Origin of the sequence: Streptomyces sp. NPDC059851, from assembly GCF_042732005.1 — a bacterium.
Classification (GTDB): domain Bacteria; phylum Actinomycetota; class Actinomycetes; order Streptomycetales; family Streptomycetaceae; genus Streptomyces.
Genome location: NZ_JBHWJJ010000162.1, coordinates 1 through 17,095, shown reverse-complemented (window position 1 = coordinate 17,095; position 17,095 = coordinate 1). Strand labels below are relative to the sequence as shown.

General features: G+C 71.2%; 13 protein-coding genes. 4 read left to right on the top strand and 9 right to left on the bottom strand.

The annotated features are described in order from the left end of the window. Positions 1-363: 363 nt before the first annotated feature. The 3 genes from ACFV7Q_RS34245 to thyX form a co-directional block, all read right to left on the bottom strand. Positions 364-2,049: a ribonuclease J gene (locus ACFV7Q_RS34245; protein WP_385434696.1), complete on the bottom strand. Its 1,686-nt coding sequence runs from the start codon at positions 2,047-2,049 to the stop codon at positions 364-366. Between the two features lie 123 nt (positions 2,050-2,172). Further along, a complete protein-coding gene (dapA, locus tag ACFV7Q_RS34240; protein WP_385434694.1) occupies positions 2,173-3,072 on the bottom strand; it encodes a 4-hydroxy-tetrahydrodipicolinate synthase in 900 nt (299 codons plus the stop codon). 257 nt (positions 3,073-3,329) lie between these two features. Continuing rightward, positions 3,330-4,070, bottom strand: coding sequence for an FAD-dependent thymidylate synthase (thyX, locus tag ACFV7Q_RS34235; protein WP_385434692.1), 741 nt, complete (start codon positions 4,068-4,070; stop codon positions 3,330-3,332). A gap of 234 nt (positions 4,071-4,304) precedes the next feature. Here thyX and ACFV7Q_RS34230 point away from each other — a divergent pair, with 234 nt between their 5' ends. Together ACFV7Q_RS34230 and ACFV7Q_RS34225 are read left to right on the top strand one after the other, a co-directional pair. Next, on the top strand, positions 4,305-4,571 hold the full coding sequence (locus ACFV7Q_RS34230) for a hypothetical protein (protein WP_385434690.1): 267 nt from the start codon (positions 4,305-4,307) through the stop codon (positions 4,569-4,571). 47 nt (positions 4,572-4,618) lie between these two features. Next, the gene (locus ACFV7Q_RS34225) at positions 4,619-5,182 is read left to right on the top strand and encodes a hypothetical protein (protein ID WP_385434688.1); all 564 of its coding nucleotides are present in this window, start codon (positions 4,619-4,621) and stop codon (positions 5,180-5,182) included. A gap of 33 nt (positions 5,183-5,215) precedes the next feature. Here the strand turns inward: ACFV7Q_RS34225 and ACFV7Q_RS34220 are convergent, their stop codons facing one another. From ACFV7Q_RS34220 to eccD, 6 genes are all read right to left on the bottom strand, one after another. After that, positions 5,216-5,668: a hypothetical protein gene (locus ACFV7Q_RS34220; protein WP_385434686.1), complete on the bottom strand. Its 453-nt coding sequence runs from the start codon at positions 5,666-5,668 to the stop codon at positions 5,216-5,218. A 19-nt stretch (positions 5,669-5,687) separates the two neighbouring features. Continuing rightward, positions 5,688-6,443 (bottom strand): 4-hydroxy-tetrahydrodipicolinate reductase, encoded by a 756-nt coding sequence (dapB, locus tag ACFV7Q_RS34215; protein WP_385434684.1) that lies wholly within the window; start codon positions 6,441-6,443, stop codon positions 5,688-5,690. A gap of 113 nt (positions 6,444-6,556) precedes the next feature. Then, positions 6,557-7,936, bottom strand: coding sequence for a M16 family metallopeptidase (locus ACFV7Q_RS34210; protein WP_385434681.1), 1,380 nt, complete (start codon positions 7,934-7,936; stop codon positions 6,557-6,559). After that, positions 7,933-10,152, bottom strand: coding sequence for a polyribonucleotide nucleotidyltransferase (locus ACFV7Q_RS34205; RefSeq protein WP_385434698.1), 2,220 nt, complete (start codon positions 10,150-10,152; stop codon positions 7,933-7,935). The genes ACFV7Q_RS34210 and ACFV7Q_RS34205 overlap by 4 nt, the downstream gene beginning before the upstream one ends. A gap of 318 nt (positions 10,153-10,470) precedes the next feature. Next, positions 10,471-10,758, bottom strand: a complete 288-nt coding sequence (rpsO, locus tag ACFV7Q_RS34200; protein ID WP_179173034.1) for a 30S ribosomal protein S15 — start codon at positions 10,756-10,758, stop codon at positions 10,471-10,473. Between the two features lie 166 nt (positions 10,759-10,924). Beyond that, complete coding sequence (eccD, locus tag ACFV7Q_RS34195; RefSeq protein ID WP_385434679.1) at positions 10,925-12,433, bottom strand: type VII secretion integral membrane protein EccD; 1,509 nt, start codon at positions 12,431-12,433, stop codon at positions 10,925-10,927. 228 nt (positions 12,434-12,661) lie between these two features. On the opposite strand from eccD, the gene eccCa reads away from it, so the two are divergent. Beyond that, complete coding sequence (eccCa, locus tag ACFV7Q_RS34190) at positions 12,662-16,627, top strand: type VII secretion protein EccCa (RefSeq protein ID WP_385434677.1); 3,966 nt, start codon at positions 12,662-12,664, stop codon at positions 16,625-16,627. 176 nt (positions 16,628-16,803) lie between these two features. Further along, entirely contained in the window at positions 16,804-17,049 is a 246-nt protein-coding gene (locus ACFV7Q_RS34185) for a DUF397 domain-containing protein (protein ID WP_360628154.1), read from the top strand. Positions 17,050-17,095 lie beyond the last annotated feature (46 nt).

Sequence of the window (17,095 nt, the reverse complement as noted above, 5' to 3'; positions counted from 1 at the left end):
TCTCGGGCTTTCCTCCGGGCTTTCGTTCTTGCGTTTCCCACTCTATCAGAGTGTTTCGCGCTTCGCTTTCCGGTTCTTCGCTTTCGCGTTTTCCCCTTCCGGCGATTCCAACCTTACCAGATCCTTTTCCGTTCCGTTTCCGGTCCGGATTTGAATTCAGTGGCCGTTGGAGGGCCTTTCCCTTTCGGGCGGATCAGACCTTATCAGGTATCCCTGGGTGCTGATTACCGTCCCACTCGCACGACGAGTCCGGGCACAGCTGTGTGCCCGGGCTTGTTACGAGGTGGAGCCGTAAACGTACTGGAGCGGGGCCCCCGATGCAAATCCGGTTGCCCCGCTCCGGTGACTGGGTTACGTCAGCGCTCAGACCTCGACGACGACCGGGAGGATCATCGGCCGGCGGCGGTAGCCGTCGGAGACCCACTTGCCCATGGTCCGGCGGATGAGCTGCTGGATCTGGTGCGGCTCCGCCACGCCGTCGGCGGCGGCGCGGGCGATGGCCTCCTCGATCTTCGGCAGGACCGCGGTGAACGCCGAGTCCTCGATGCCGGAGCCGCGGGCCTGGATGTTCGGGCCGCTCACGACCTTGCCCGTGGTGCTGTCCACCACGACGAAGACCGAGATGATGCCCTCCTCGCCGAGGATCCGGCGGTCCTTGAGGGAGGTCTCGGTGACGTCGCCGACCGAGAGGCCGTCCACGTACACGTAGCCGGCCTGCACCTTGCCGGAGATCCGGGCCTTGCCGTCGATGAGGTCGACGACGACACCGTCCTCGGCGATGACGATGCGGTCCTTCGGGACACCCGTCATCGCGCCGAGCTCCGCGTTCGCACGCAGGTGGCGCCACTCGCCGTGGACCGGCATGAGGTTCCGCGGCTTGCAGATGTTGTAGAAGTACAGCAGCTCGCCCGCGGACGCGTGACCGGAAACGTGCACCTTGGCGTTGCCCTTGTGCACGACGTTGGCGCCCCAGCGGGTCAGACCGTTGATCACGCGGTAGACCGCGTTCTCGTTGCCCGGGATCAGCGACGACGCCAGGATCACGGTGTCGCCGGGAACGATCCGGATCTGGTGGTCGCGGTTCGCCATGCGGGACAGGGCCGCCATGGGTTCGCCCTGGGAACCCGTACAGACCAGCACGACCTCGTCGTCCGGCAGGTCGTCGAGGGTCTTCACGTCCACGACGAGGCCCTGCGGGACCCGCAGGTACCCCAGGTCACGGGCGATGCCCATGTTGCGGACCATCGAACGGCCCACGAAGGCCACCCGGCGCCCGTACTCGTGCGCCGCGTCCAGGATCTGCTGGATGCGGTGGACGTGGCTGGCGAAGCTCGCCACGATGATCCGCCGCTGGGCGCCCGCGAAGACGCCGCGGATCACGTTCGAGATGTCGCGCTCCGGCGGGACGAAGCCCGGGACCTCGGCGTTCGTCGAGTCCGACAGGAGGAGGTCGATGCCCTCCTCGCTCAGCCGTGCGAACGCGTGGAGGTCGGTGAGGCGGTTGTCCATCGGGAGCTGGTCCATCTTGAAGTCGCCGGTGGCGACGACCAGGCCCGCGGGCGTGCGGATGGCGACCGCCAGCGCGTCCGGGATGGAGTGGTTGACCGCGATGAACTCGCAGTCGAAGACGCCCAGGTTCTCCCGGTCGCCCTCCTTCACCTCAAGGGTGTAGGGGCGGATGCGGTGCTCCTGCAGCTTCGCCTCGATGAGGGCCAGCGTCAGCTTCGAGCCGATCAGCGGAATGTCCGGCTTCTCCCGCAGGAGGTACGGGACGGCGCCGATGTGGTCCTCGTGACCGTGCGTGAGGACGATGCCCTCGACGTCGTCGAGCCGGTCCCGGATGGACGTGAAGTCCGGCAGGATCAGGTCGATGCCCGGCTGCTCCTCCTCGGGGAAGAGCACGCCGCAGTCGACGATCAGCAGACGGCCGTCGAATTCGAAGACGGTCATGTTGCGGCCGATCTCGCCCAGGCCGCCCAGCGGGGTGACCCGCAGGCCGCCCTTGGGAAGCTTCGGCGGCGGGCCGAGCTCAGGGTGCGGATGGCTCAAAAGTCTCTCCTCACCACGCACGCCACGTACCTCGTAAGGCACGTGGCGCGCATGTCAGTCGTGCATTCGTGCACTTGCATGTGTCTGGTTCGGGTCTTGCTTATTCAGTTGTGAAGTCCGTTGTCAGAGCTGTACCCCGCCAGCAGCAAGATCGATCTTGAGCTGGGCGGTCTCCTCGGGGGTCAGCTCGACCAGCGGGAGGCGCAGCGGGCCCGCGGGCAGGCCCTGGAGGTTCAGGGCGCCCTTCGTGGTGATCACGCCCTGGGTGCGGAACATGCCGGTGAAGACCGGGAGCAGCTTCTGGTGGATCTCGGTGGCCTTCTGGACGTCGCCGCCGAGGTGGGCCTCCAGCATGGCGCGCAGCTCGGGGGCGACCACGTGGCCGACGACCGAGACGAAGCCGACGGCGCCGACGGACAGCAGCGGCAGGTTCAGCATGTCGTCGCCGGAGTACCAGGCCAGGCCGCTCTGGGCGATGGCCCAGCTGGCGCGGCCGAGGTCGCCCTTGGCGTCCTTGTTGGCCACGATGCGGGGGTGCTCGGCGAGCCGCACCAGGGTCTCGGTGTTGATCGGGACGCCGCTGCGGCCGGGGATGTCGTACAGCATCACCGGGAGCTCGGTGGCGTCGGCGACGGCCGTGAAGTGCCGGTAGAGGCCCTCCTGCGGCGGCTTGTTGTAGTAGGGGGTGACGGCCAGCAGGCCGTGCGCCCCGGCGCGCTCGGCCTGGCGGGCGAGCTCCAGGGTGTGGCGGGTGTCGTTGGTGCCGATGCCGGCGACGACGTGGGCGCGGTCGCCGACCGCCTCCCGGACGGCTCGTACGAGGTCGTTTTTCTCCGCGTCGGTGGTGGTCGGGGACTCACCGGTGGTCCCGTTGACGATCAGGCCGTCGTTGCCTGCGTCCACCAGGTGGACGGCGAGCCGCTGCGCGCCGTCGAGGTCGAGTGCGCCATCCGCCGTGAACGGCGTGATCATGGCGGTGAGGACCCGCCCGAAGGGGGTCTGCGGAGTCGAGATCGGAGCCATGGGTAACACGCTACTCGCTGCCACGCCCACGGTGACCCCTCGGGGGACGTCAACGGAGGTGCGCCTTCCTGCGGCGGCCGGGAGGGGCCTTGGAGCCCGGCACTGCCTGCTCGGGGGTTCAAGCAGTGCCGGGTCCGTTTGATCAGCCTAGATGAACTTCACGAAACGCCGCAATACGGACACTTCGGACTTGGTTCTGTACATCTGTACGGAACGGGCGGGGCGATCGAGCGCCGGGCCCCCGCCCCCTCCGCCGGCTACGGGGCCACGCGGCCGTTCGCGTTGAAGGCGGCGTACGTGAGCGGCATCAGCTTGGCCCAGTGCTGCTCCATCTTCTCGCCGACCATTTCGATCTCCCGCTGCGGGAAGGACGGCACGGTCGCGAGCTCGTGCTGGGTGCGCAGGCCCAGGAAGTGCATCAGCGAGCGAGCGTTGCAGGTGGCGTACATCGAGGAGAACAGGCCGACCGGCAGGACCGAGCGGGCCACCTCGCGGGCCACGCCCGCCGCCAGCATCTCCTGGTAGGCCTCGTACGCCTGGCGGTACGAGTCCTCCATGATCCGGCCGGTGAGCTCCAGCTGGGCCTCGGTGCCCTCCACGAAGACGTACTTGCCCGGGCGGCCCTCCTGGACCAGCTTGCGCTCCGCGTCCGGGACGTAGAACACCGGCTGGAGCTCCCTGTAGCGACCCGACTCCTCGTTGTACGACCAGCCGACGCGGTGCCGCATGAACTCGCGGAACACGAAGATCGGGGCACTGATGAAGAAGGTCATCGAGTTGTGCTCGAAGGGGCTGCCGTGACGGTCCCGCATCAGGTAGTTGATGAGTCCCTTGGAGCGCTCCGGGTCCTTCTGCAGCTCGTCGAGCGACAGCTCGCCGGCCGTCGAGACCCGGGCGGCCCACAGCACGTCCGAATCGGCGGCGGTGTGCTTGACCAGTTCGACCGTCACATCACTGCGGAAGACGGGTTTCAGGGCTGAGGCGGCGGTCTCGCTCACCGGGGATCCTTCCGGACGACCTACAGGGGGCGCGCCCACTCTACGGCGCCCCTAGCAGCACTTCTTGCACGTGCCCCGCGCCGCCGGCCGTCCGCGCGGCTGACGGACCGCCGTGAAATCCCTCCCACCAACCCGGATTTCCGGCACCAACGGGACGGTTCGTACGTCCTTACCGGTAGCCCCCGTCCGCCCGCCGCCCCGCACCGGGGCCCCGACCGTGAGGAGGGTCGCCCCGTGCCCGTCCACCGGCACCCACCGGGTGGTGGCTCCCGGCGCGAGCCCGTCCCGTTCGCCTTCGTCGCCGAGGCCGACCGCTTCCGCAGCAACGTCACCCCGCCGCCGCGCGAGCGCCTGAGCAAGACGCAGACGGCCGCCCGTAGTCTGGTCGGTCTGACCGTGGTGGCGGGGCTCGTCGGCTCCCTGCTCTTCGGCGTTCCCGCACTGCAGCCCCGTCAAGCGCCCGCCACGTCGCAGCAGTCGCAGGCCTCCGACGGGCGGTAGCCTCACGGGCAAGCCCAACCGAACGTGCATCTGAGTGAGGTCCAGCCGTGCCCCTGCCCTTCCTGACGGCCGACGGCGCGTTCGACGCGCAAGAGGAAGACGTCCCGCTCGCCCACGACGACCACGACCGCTGGCGCCGGCCCTACCGGCCCGGGCCCTGGCGGGTGGCCGGCTCCGCGCTGCTGCTCCTGCTCGCCGCGTTCATGCTGCTCGCCACGATGATCATCGCCTTCGCGGGCGCCTGGGCCGGGGCGGGGGTCTGCCTCGTGGCCGCGCTCAGCGTCGTCGGGACCGCGGTGCGGATGCTGATGACGGGCGTGTGGGTGAGCCGTTCGGGCCTGCGCCGGGTCGGGTTCTTCGGCGCCCGCTCGGTCGCCTGGGACGAGATCGGGGAGTTCCGCACGGTGCAGCAGCCCGTGCGCTGGCTCGGACTGCCGAGGACGGTGCAGGGCCAGGCCCTGACGGCGACCCGCCGGGACGGCGCCGAGCTGCCGGTGCTGCTGACCGACCACAACGCCGACTTCCTGTCCCGGTCCGAGGCCTTCGCCCGGGCCGTCGACATGGTCGAGGCCTGGGCCGACGAGTACCGGACGGTGCGCGCCGCCGCCTGAGGCCCGCGGCGCGCACGGGAAGCCCGTACGGGATCAGGCCCGTGCGGGCTTCCTGTCGTGCAGGGCGATGGCCCGCTGCATGGCCTTGCGCGCCCGCGGGGTGTCGCGGGCGTCGTGGTAGGCGACGGCGAGGCGGAACCAGCTGCGCCAGTCCCCCGGCGCGTCCTCGGTCTCTGCCTTGCGGCGCGCGAAGACCGCGTCGGCGGAGTCCCGCAGGATCCGCCCGTACTCGTCCCGCTCCAGCTCGTCGACCGGTAGCCCGCCCTCGGCCTCCAGCTCGACGGCGAGCTGGTTGGCCCGCGTGACGAACCGGGTGTTCTTCCACAGGAACCACAGGCCGATGACCGGCAGGACCAGCACGGCCGCACCGAAGGCGACGGTCAGCCAAGTGCCCTGCCGGATCAGCAACAGGCCCCGGCTGCCGACCAGGACGAAGTAGACGACCAGGACGGCGGCCGTGATGAAATAAGTGATCTTCGCGCGCATGGGTGTTACTGCCTGATCGTCAGCCGAGGTCGAGGAAGTGTTCCAGGCCGAACGTGAGGCCCGGGGTCGCCACCACGCGGCGCACACCGAGCAGGATGCCCGGCATGAAGCTGCTGTGGTGGAGCGAGTCGTGACGGATGGTCAGGGTCTCGCCCTCACCGCCGAGCAGCACCTCCTGGTGGGCCAGCAGGCCGCGCAGGCGGATCGCGTGCACCGGGACGCCGTCGACGTTCGCGCCGCGGGCACCGTCCAGGGCGGTGGCGGTGGCGTCGGGCTGCGGGGAGCAGCCGGCCTCGGCGCGGGCGGCCGCGATGAGCTGGGCGGTGCGGGTGGCCGTGCCGGAGGGGGCGTCGACCTTGTTCGGGTGGTGCAGCTCCACCACCTCGACGGACTCGAAGTAGCGGGCGGCCTGGGCGGCGAACTTCATGGTGAGGACGGCGCCGATGGAGAAGTTCGGCGCGATGAGCACGCCTGTCTCGGGGGAGCCGGCGAGCCAGCCCCGCAGCTGGCCGAGGCGGTCCTCGGTCCAGCCGGTGGTGCCGACGACGGCGTGGATGCCGTGACGGATGCAGAAGTCGAGGTTGCCCATGACGGACGCGGGGGTGGTCAGCTCGACGGCGACCTGCGCGCCGGTCTCGGCCAGCGTCTCCAGCTTGTCCCCGCGGCTGAGCGCGGCGACCAGCTCCATGTCCTCGGCGGCCTCGACGGCCCGGACGGCTTCGGATCCGATGCGCCCCTGGGCGCCGAGTACCGCGACCCGCAGCTTGCTGCTCATGCGTACTTCCTTCGCTTCCACTGGTCGTGGGGGCCAGGCCCCCGGGGGGGGGGGCGGGGTGGGGGCCGGCCGTCCCCGGAGGGCTGCCGGCCGACTCCCCCGCCGCGCACGGCTCAGGCCACCGCCTCGTCGAGGCGGGCGGCCTGCTTCTCCTTCAGCGGGCCGATCACCGCGAGCGACGGCCGCTGGGCCAGTACGTCCTGGGCGACCGTGCGGACGTCGTCCGGGGTCACGGCGGCGATGTGGGCCAGCATGTCGTCGACCGACATCTGGTCGCCCCAGCACAGCTCGCTCTTGCCGATCCGGTTCATGATCGCGCCGGTGTCCTCCAGGCCGAGGACGGTGGAGCCGGACAGCTGGCCGATGGCCCGCTTGATCTCCTCGTCCGTGAGGCCCTCCGCGACGACCTTCTCCAGCTCGCCGCGGCAGATCCGCAGCACGTCGTGGACCTGGCTGGGGCGGCACCCCGCGTACACGCCGAACAGTCCGCTGTCGGCGAAGCCCGAGGTGTACGAGTACACGCTGTAGGCCAGGCCGCGCTTCTCCCGGACCTCCTGGAAGAGCCGGGAGGACATGCCGCCGCCGAGGGCGGTGTTCAGTACGCCCAGGGCCCAGCGGCGGTCGTCGGTGCGGGCCAGGCCCGGCATGCCGAGGACGACGTGCGCCTGCTCGGTCTTGCGGCTGATCAGGTCGACGCGGCCGGAGGCGCGGATCCGCTTGGTGCCGCCGCGCGGGCCGATGGGCTCGGCGTCGGTGCGCCCGAGGGCGCCGGCGCGTTCGAAGGCCGCACGGACCTGGCGGACGACCTTGCCGTGGTCGACGTTGCCGGCGGCGGCCACGACCAGGTGGGTGGGGTCGTAGTGCTTCTTGTAGAAGCGGCGGATGCGGTCGGCGCCGAGGGCGTTGATCGTGTCGACGGTGCCGAGGACGGGCCGGCCCAGCGGGGAGTCGCCGAACATGGTGTGCGCGAACAGGTCGTGCACGCAGTCGCCCGGGTCGTCCTCGGTCATCGCGATCTCTTCGAGGATGACGCCGCGCTCGGCGTCGACGTCCTCCTCGCGGATCAGCGAGCCGGTGAGCATGTCACAGACGACGTCGATCGCCAGCGGCAGGTCGGTGTCGAGCACCCGTGCGTAGTAGCAGGTGTACTCCTTCGCCGTGAAGGCGTTCATCTCGCCGCCGACCGCGTCGATCGCGGAGGAGATGTCGAGGGCGCTGCGCCTGCCGGTGCCCTTGAAGAGGAGGTGCTCCAGGTAGTGCGTGGCGCCGTTGAGCGCGGGCGTCTCGTCGCGGGAACCGACGTGCGCCCAGATGCCGAAGGTGGCGGAGCGGACGGAGGGCAGCGTCTCGGTGACGATGCGCAGTCCGCCGGGGAGGACGGTGCGCCGGACGGTGCCGATGCCCTTCTCACCCTTGAGGAGGGTTTGGGTACGGGCAACGGCCCGCCCCTCCGAAGAGGGGCGGGCCGTCACACGGGAACTACGCGACGTCACTTGTCGGAGTCGTCCTTGTCGGCCTCGGCGGCGTCCTCGCCCTCGATCACGGGGATCAGGGAGAGCTTGCCGCGCTGGTCGATCTCGGCGATCTCGACCTGGACCTTGGCGCCGACCGCGAGCACGTCCTCGACGTTCTCCACGCGCTTGCCACCGGCGAGCTTGCGGATCTGCGAGATGTGCAGCAGGCCGTCCTTGCCCGGGAGCAGGGAGACGAACGCACCGAAGGTGGTGGTCTTGACGACCGTGCCCAGGTAGCGCTCGCCGACCTCCGGCATGGTCGGGTTGGCGATCGAGTTGATCGTGGCGCGGGCGGCCTCGGCGGCCGGGCCGTCGGCGGCACCGATGTAGATGGTGCCGTCGTCCTCGATCGTGATCTCGGCGCCGGTGTCCTCCTGGATCTGGTTGATCATCTTGCCCTTGGGGCCGATGACCTCGCCGATCTTGTCCACGGGGATCTTGACGGTGATGATCCGCGGGGCGTTCGGGGACATCTCGTCCGGCGTGTCGATCGCTTCCATCATCACGTCGAGGATGTGGAGGCGGGCGTCGCGGGCCTGCTTGAGGGCCGCGGCCAGGACGGAGGCGGGGATGCCGTCCAGCTTGGTGTCGAGCTGGAGGGCGGTGACGAACTCCTTGGTGCCGGCGACCTTGAAGTCCATGTCGCCGAAGGCGTCCTCCGCACCGAGGATGTCGGTGAGGGCGACGTAGTGGGTCTTGCCGTCGATCTCCTGGGAGATCAGGCCCATGGCGATGCCGGCGACGGGGGCCTTGAGGGGCACACCGGCGTTCAGCAGCGACATGGTGGAGGCGCAGACGGAGCCCATGGAGGTCGAGCCGTTGGAGCCGAGGGCCTCGGACACCTGGCGGATCGCGTACGGGAACTCCTCGCGGCTCGGCAGAACCGGGATGAGGGCGCGCTCGGCGAGGGCGCCGTGGCCGATCTCGCGGCGCTTGGGGGAGCCGACGCGGCCGGTCTCGCCGGTGGAGTACGGCGGGAAGTTGTAGTTGTGCATGTAGCGCTTGCGGGTCACCGGGGAGAGGGTGTCCAGCTGCTGCTCCATGCGGAGCATGTTGAGGGTGGTGACGCCCAGGATCTGGGTCTCGCCACGCTCGAACAGGGCGGAGCCGTGGACCCGCGGGATCGCCTCGACCTCGGCGGCCAGGGTGCGGATGTCGGTGACGCCGCGGCCGTCGATGCGGACCTTGTCCTTGATGACGCGCTCGCGGACCAGGGCCTTGGTCAGGCTGCGGTAGGCGGCGGAGATCTCCTTCTCGCGGCCCTCGAAGGCCGGGAGGAGCTTCTCGGCGGCGAGCTCCTTGACGCGGTCGAGCTCGACCTCGCGCTCCTGCTTGCCGGCGATGGTCAGGGCCTGGGCCAGCTCGCCGCGGACGGCCTGCTCCAGGGCGGCGAAGACGTCGTCCTCGTAGTCGAGGAAGATCGGGAACTCGCCCTCGGGCTTGGCGGCCTTGGCGGCGAGGTCCGACTGGGCCTTGCACAGGACCTTGATGAACGGCTTCGCGGCCTCGAGACCAGCGGCGACGACCTCCTCGGTCGGCGCCTCGGCGCCGCCCTTGACGAGGGTGATGGTCTGCTCGGTGGCCTCGGCCTCGACCATCATGATCGCGACGTCGCCGTCCTCCAGGGTGCGGCCCGCGACGACCATGTCGAAGACGGCGTCCTCGAGCTCGGAGTGCGTCGGGAAGGCGACCCACTGGCCCTTGATCAGAGCGACGCGGACGCCGCCGATCGGGCCGGAGAAGGGCAGGCCGGCGAGCTGGGTGGACGCGGACGCGGCGTTGATCGCGATGACGTCGTACAGGTGGTCCGGGTTGAGCGCCATGATGGTGGCGACGACCTGGATCTCGTTGCGCAGGCCCTTCTTGAAGGACGGGCGCAGCGGGCGGTCGATCAGGCGGCAGGTGAGGATCGCGTCCTCGGAGGGCCGGCCCTCTCGGCGGAAGAAGGAGCCGGGGATCTTGCCGGCCGCGTACTGCCGCTCCTCGACGTCCACCGTCAGGGGGAAGAAGTCGAGCTGGTCCTTGGGCTTCTTCGACGCGGTGGTGGCGGACAGCACCATCGTGTCGTCGTCCAGGTAGGCGACGGCGGAGCCGGCGGCCTGGCGGGCCAGGCGGCCCGTCTCGAAGCGGATCGTACGGGTGCCGAAGGAACCGTTGTCGATGACGGCCTCGGCGTAGTGGGTCTCGTTCTCCACTAGCGTTTTCTCCATTTTTTCGTCGTCTCCGTCCGCGGCCCGTGTGGCGGCGGACGGCTGGAGAAGCGCTCCTTGCGTGCGGGCCGGTCTTCGATCGAAGTACCCGGTTCGGCGCCCGTGAGGCATTCCGGGTACCACTACCGAGGACCGGCGGCGTAGGAGGGCGCTTCTCCCTCTTCAGTTGTGCACCGCAGTGCGACGCGCACGTGCGTCCAGACTACAAAGCGTCCGGTACGTCCCGCACGCAGAGCGGGCGCACGGCACGTACGGCAAAGGGAGCGGTCCCCTCATCGTGGGAACCGCTCCCTTCTCAGCGACTTACTTGGCGCCGGCCGCACCACGGCGGATGCCGAGGCGGTCGACCAGCGTACGGAAGCGCTGGATGTCCTTCTTGGCCAGGTACTGCAGCAGGCGGCGGCGCTGGCCGACGAGGATCAGCAGACCCCGGCGGGAGTGGTGGTCGTGCTTGTGGGCCTTCAGGTGCTCGGTCAGGTCCGAGATGCGGCGGGAAAGCATCGCGACCTGGACCTCGGGGGAGCCGGTGTCGCCCTCCTTGGTACCGAACTCGGCCATGATCTGCTTCTTCGTGGCGGCGTCGAGCGACACGTTTACTCCTCTTGGGTGATTCGTGGCCACCGAGTGCCCCAGGTCGTCGTCTCTGGGGCTTCCGTGACTCGGGTGGCGGGTCCGCTGGGCGCAGTCCCCGGAGTGCTCCGGGGCCGCGTACACAAACGGCCGTCACACAGCGTACCAGGCGGCCGTGCGGCGTGTCTCAGCTGGTGAGCGAGCGGGCCCGGGAGTAGACGTCGAGGACGGCCAGGGCCAGCGGGACGAGGCTGAGCAGGACGGCCGCCTCGGTGAGGTCGAGCAGTCGCCCCCAGAAGGGTGACAGACCCTTGCGGGGTATGACCAGCGCAATTCCGGCGAGGAGGGCGGCGCCGGCGGCGACCGAGGCGGACAGCCAGGTCGCACGGAGGTCCAGGCCGCCGCGGTCGTGGTAGCGGGTCAGCTCCACGAGCAGGTCGGCGGGCGGGTGCAGGGCCAGCCCCAGGACCAGCAGGGCGACGGCGGCCAGGCCGGCGACCAGGGCGCACACGACCTGGGAGGTGTAGCGGAAGAGCCGGGCGCGCAGCAGCATCGCCAGCCCGGTGGCCAGGGCGAGGAGACGGCTCCAGGTGTTGTCGGAGAAGCCGAGGACGGCGGCGGAGCCGACGGCGACCGCGGCGCAACCGGCGACCAGGCCGAGCAGCAGCTCGTGGCCGCGGCGGGCCTGGGCGGCGATGGCGTCGGCGTCGAGCGGGCCGCCGGATTCGCCCTGGTCGGGTCCAACGGCGGGGTCGCCGTACGGCTCGGTCTCGTAGCGGTCCGGGGTCTCGTACACCTCGACGGCGCTGCGCGGGGCGGCGTAGCCGATGGGCAGCCGGGCGAAGCGGGCGGAGAGGCCGGGCAGGAAGGCGACGAGGCCGATGGCGACGGGGGCGCAGCAGGCGGCGGTGGCGGTGGCGGAGGCCTCGGTGACGATGGCGAGGAAGGTGGCCAGGGTGCCGGTCGCGGCGAGGAAGGTGGCCGCGACGAAGGGGGCGTCGCCGTGGGGCGTGAGCGCGACGAGGGCGACGGAGGCGACCAGGACGCAGGCGCAGCCGAGCAGGAACTGCAGGCGGCCGGGGCCCTGGCCGGCGGCGGGGGCGACGATGCCGGACCCGGCGATCATCATCTGGGGCAGCGCGCCGAGGCCGAGGGCGACGGCGGAACCGCGGTCGCGGTAGACGCGGGCGCGGACGCCGGCGGCGGCGGTGAGCAGGACGCCGACGGCTCCGGCGATGACGCCGGGCAGGCCGTGCATGTCGTGCCGGACGGGGTCGGCGTACCAGAGGACGAAGCCGAGCAGGACGAGCAGGACGGCGGCGCCGGCCAGGCCCGCGCCGCGCAGCATGTCGTCGCTCCACAGGTGGCGGTCGCGGACGACGGCGGAGGCGACGGCGTCGGAGACGTCGTCGAAGACGGCGGGCGGCAGCGACTCGGCGAACGGGCGCAGGCTCAGCACCTCGCCGTCGAGGACCTGCTGGGCGGCGAGGGTGCGCGCGCCGTCGAGGACGGTGCCGTCGCGGCGGACGAGGTGGTAGCCGGTGGGCGCGCCGACGGGCTGGGTCTGGCCGGTGAGGCGCAGCAGTTCGGGGTAGACGTCGGCGACGGCGATGTCCTCGGGGAGGGCGACGTCGATGCGGCTGTCGGGAGCCACGACGGTGACCCTGCAGAAGCCCGTCGCTGCGGCCGTACTCACCTGTGGGACCCCCTGGTTGGCGGAGCGGGCGCGTTCCGCGGCCGTCTCGGATTCGCGGGTGCGCACAATGCGCGGGCCACCCTACCGGGAGTACGTATGACGGTCGGCAAGTAGGATCACCTCCCCGGCTATCGCTGGGCGGGGCCCCAGCGGATGAGAGCCCCTACGCGCCCGGGACTTGGGGCGCCGCAGCAGCGTCCGGTCCGTTTTCGAGGGATTGGTGCTCCGGTGAGTCAGATCGTCGTCAAACGCCCGCCGCGGTCCCTGCCGCCCGAAGTCCCTTCGGACGAGCTGAGGCTCGAAGCCCCGCCGGAGCTTCCCCGGGGGCAGCAGGAGGGCATGCTGATGCAGCTCCTGCCGATGCTGGGCATGGGTTCCTCGGTCGTCTTCTTCTTCATGCCGGGCGCGGCGCCGTTCATGCGCATCATGGGCGTGCTGATGCTGGTGTCGACGGTGGCCATGGTCATCGCGCAGGTGGTCCGCCACCGGCGCGGTACGCAGGGGCAAATGGCCGATGTGCGCAGGGACTACCTGAAATACCTCGCGCAGACGCGCCGTCAGGTGCGCCGGACCGCACGGGCCCAGCGGGACGCGCAACTGTACCTGCATCCGGCGCCCGAGCAGTTGTGGTCGGTGGTGGCCGAGGGGTCACGGCTGTGGGAACGGCGCGTGGGCGACGCCGACTTCGGGCAGGCCCGGCTGGGTCTGGGCGTGCAGCGCCTGGCGACTCCTTTGGTGGCGCCGGACACGGCGCCGGTGGACGAGCTGGAGCCGCTGACCGCGGGCGCGATGCAGCGGTTCCTGCGGGTGCACTCCTCGCTGGACGGGCTGCCGGTGGCGGTGTCGCTGCGGGCGTTCTACCACGTGACGGTGTCCGGGGAGCCGGAGTCGGCGCGCGGTGCGGCGCGGGCGATGGTGGCGCAGCTGGCGACGCTCCACTCCCCCGACGACCTGGTGGTGGCCGTGGTGGCCGCGCCGGGTGCGGTGGAGGCGTGGGACTGGGTGAAGTGGCTGCCGCACACCCAGGTGCCGGGGCAGGTCGACGGGGCGGGCAGCAAGCGGCTGTTCGGCGACGACCTGACCGAGGTGGAGGCGCTGCTGGCGCCCCGGCTGGAGGGGCGGCCGCGGTTCAGCCGGGACACCTCCCCGGTGCTGGACCAGCCGCACCTGGTCGTCGTCCTGGACGCCAACTCCCGCGGCGGGCTGGTGCCGGCCGAGTCGGCGTTCGCGGCGGCCGAGGGCCTGCAGGGCGTGACGATCGTCGAGGTGATCGCGGGCGAGCTGGACGAGCCGCGCGGCGGGCTGTCGGTCGTGGCGCGTCCGGGCAGGCTGCGCCTGGAGTCGGGCGGCGGGGTCGCCTACGAGGGCCTGCCGGACGGTCTGTCGCTGCCGGCGGCGGAGGCGCTCGCCCGGCAGCTGGCGCCGCTGCGCACGGGCGGCGGGGACGACGACGAACCGCTGCTGGCCAACTTGGACTTCACGGACCTGCTGAACCTGGGCGATGCGGCGTCGATCGACGTGGCCCGGACCTGGCGGCCGCGGTCGGCCGGTGAGCGGCTGCGCGTGCCGATCGGTGTCGGCGAGGACGGCTCGCCGGTGATGCTGGACCTGAAGGAGGCCGCGCAGGAGGGCATGGGCCCGCACGGCCTGTGCGTGGGCGCGACGGGATCGGGCAAGTCGGAGCTGCTGCGCACGCTGGTGCTGGGCCTGGCGGTGACGCACACCTCGGAGACCCTGAACTTCGTCCTCGCGGACTTCAAGGGCGGTGCGACGTTCACCGGCATGGGGCAGATGCCGCACGTCGCGGCCGTCATCACCAACCTGGCGGACGACCTGACGCTCGTGGACCGCATGGGCGACTCGATCCGCGGCGAGCTGCAGCGCCGGCAGGAGCTGCTGCGCTCGGCGGGCAACTACGCGAACATCCACGACTACGAGAAGGCGCGCGCGGCAGGTGCCCCGCTGGAGCCGCTGGCCTCGCTGGTCCTGGTCATCGACGAGTTCAGCGAGCTGCTGACCGCGAAGCCCGACTTCATCGACATGTTCATCCAGATCGGCCGCATCGGCCGTTCGCTGGGCGTGCACCTGCTGCTGGCCTCGCAGCGTCTGGAGGAGGGCAAGCTGCGCGGGCTGGACACGTACCTGTCGTACCGCATCGGTCTGCGGACCTTTTCGGCGGCGGAGTCGCGCACGGCGATCGGTGTGCCGGACGCGTACCACCTGCCGTCGGTGCCGGGCTCGGGCTACCTGAAGTTCGGTACGGACGAGATGGTCCGCTTCAAGGCGGCGTACGTCTCGGGTACGTACCGCTCGGGCGGACGGGAGCTGTCGGTGGGCCGGTTCCCGGTGGAGCGGCGGCCCGCGCTGTTCACGGCGGCGCCGGTGCCGGTGGTGTACGCGGCCCCCGACCCGGCGTACCTGGCGGCGCAGACCGAGCAGGAGGACGACGCGCTGGCGGACACGGTGCTGGACGTGATCGTGTCCCGGCTGGAGGGGCAGGGGGTCCCCGCGCACCAGGTGTGGCTGCCGCCGCTGGACCGGGCTCCGGCGCTGGACCAGCTGCTGCCGGCACTGGCGGCCTCGGCGGAGCGCGGGCTGCACGCGGAGGGGTACACACGGCCGGGCGGGCTGGTGGTGCCGCTCGGGCTCGTCGACAAGCCGTTCGAGCAGCGGCGCGAGGTGCTGTACCGGGACTTCTCGGGGGCGGCGGGCCACATGATGGTGGTCGGCGGTCCGCAGTCGGGCAAGTCGACGCTGATGCGGACGCTGATCTCCGCGTTCGCGCTGACGCACACCCCGCGCGAGGTGCAGTTCTACGGGCTGGACTTCGGTGGTGGCGGTATGTCTGCGGTGGCGGAGCTGCCGCACGTCGGGGGGATCGCCTCGCGCCTGGACCCGGAGCGGGTACGGCGCACGGTCGCGGAGGTGGGCGGCATCCTCAACCGCCGCGAGGAGTTCTTCCGGACCCACGGGATCGACTCGGTCGGCACCTACCGGCGCAAGCGGGCGGCGGGCGAGCTGCCCGGCGAGGCGTGGGGCGACGTGTTCCTGGTCATCGACGGCTGGGGCGGCTTCCGGGGCGAGTACGAGGGCCTGGAGCAGGTGGTCACGGACATCGCGTCGCGAGGTCTGGGCTACGGCATCCACGTGGTGATCACGGCGGCGCGTTACATGGAGGTGCGGGCCGCGCTGAAGGACCAGATGCTGGGCCGGCTGGAGCTGCGGCTCGGTGACGTCATGGACTCCGAGTTCGACCGGAAGGTCGCGGCCAACGTCCCGACGGGGATGCCGGGCCGCGGCCAGGTGCCGGAGAAGCTGCACTTCCTGGGGGCGTTGCCGCGGATCGACGGCTCGCACGACGTGGAGGAGCTGGCGGACGCGACGGCGGCGTTCGTGTCGGCGGTCAAGCAGAACTGGTCGGGACCGGCGGCTCCGGGCGTCCGGCTGCTGCCGCGGCTGCTGCACGCGGACCAGCTGCCGGGTGGCGGCCAGTTCCCCGAGCGCGGCATCGCGATCGGCATCGACGAGACGAACCTGGAGCCGGTTTTCGTCGACTTCGAGGCGGACCCGTTCCTCCTCGTCTTCGGCGAGAGCGAGTCGGGCAAGACGAACCTGCTGCGGCTCATCGCGCAGCAGATCGCGCAGCGGTACACCCCGGACCGGGCCAGGCTGGTCGTCGGCGACTACCGGCGCACCCTGCTGGGGGCGCTGCCGGAGGAGCACCTGCTGGAGTACGCGCCGATGGCGAGCTCCCTGCAGATGCACATGGAGGCGCTGGGCGGCGTGTTCGCCCGGCGGCAGCCGCCGGAGGACGTCACCCCGCAGCAGCTGCGGGACCGCAGCTGGTGGACGGGGCCGGACGTGTTCATCATCATCGACGACTTCGACCTGGTGGCGACGAGCCAGGGCAATCCGCTGGCGCCGCTGGTGGAGTACCTGCCGTTCGCCCGGGACACGGGTGTCCGGTTCATCATCGCGCGCAACTCCGCGGGGGCCTCGCGGTCGCTGTACGAGCCGTTCATGCAGCGCATCAAGGAGTTGGGCGCGCAGGGCGTGGTGCTGTCGGGCGATCCTTCCGAGGGCGACCTGATCGGCGCCGTGCGGCCGCGGCCGATGCCGCCGGGCAGGGGGTACTTCTCCTCGCGCCGGCGGGGCACCTCGCTGGTGCAGCTGGGCCGGATGCCGGGGGCCTGAGCCCGCCCGGGCCCCGCCCGGGCCTGGCCCGGCCGCTCCCTCGGCGGCCGGGTCCTCAGTGCCGCGGGGGCCCGGTTCTCGGCAGGAACGGAGGGTGATCAACCGGAAACGCTCCCCCGGCTCGGCAGCGAGCCCTGATAATCGGCAGCGTAGGACCGCCGAGGGAGAGGCCGCACATGGGCACCCAGCAGGAGAAGGACGAGCTGTACGCGCTCGACATCAGCGGCGTGGAGTGGGAGGGCCCGCCCGGGACCACCCCGGACGAGGAGCGGGTCGAGATCGCCCGGCTGCCCGAGGGTGCGGTGGCCATGCGGTCCTCCCTGGACCGGGACACGGTGCTGCGCTACACGGCGGCCGAGTGGGAGGCGTTCGTACTGGGCGCCCGGGACGGGGAGTTCGACCTCGACCGCGGCCCGCACTGAGACCGGTACGGCCCGGTACGCGCGGAAGGGGCGCGCCCACTGTGGG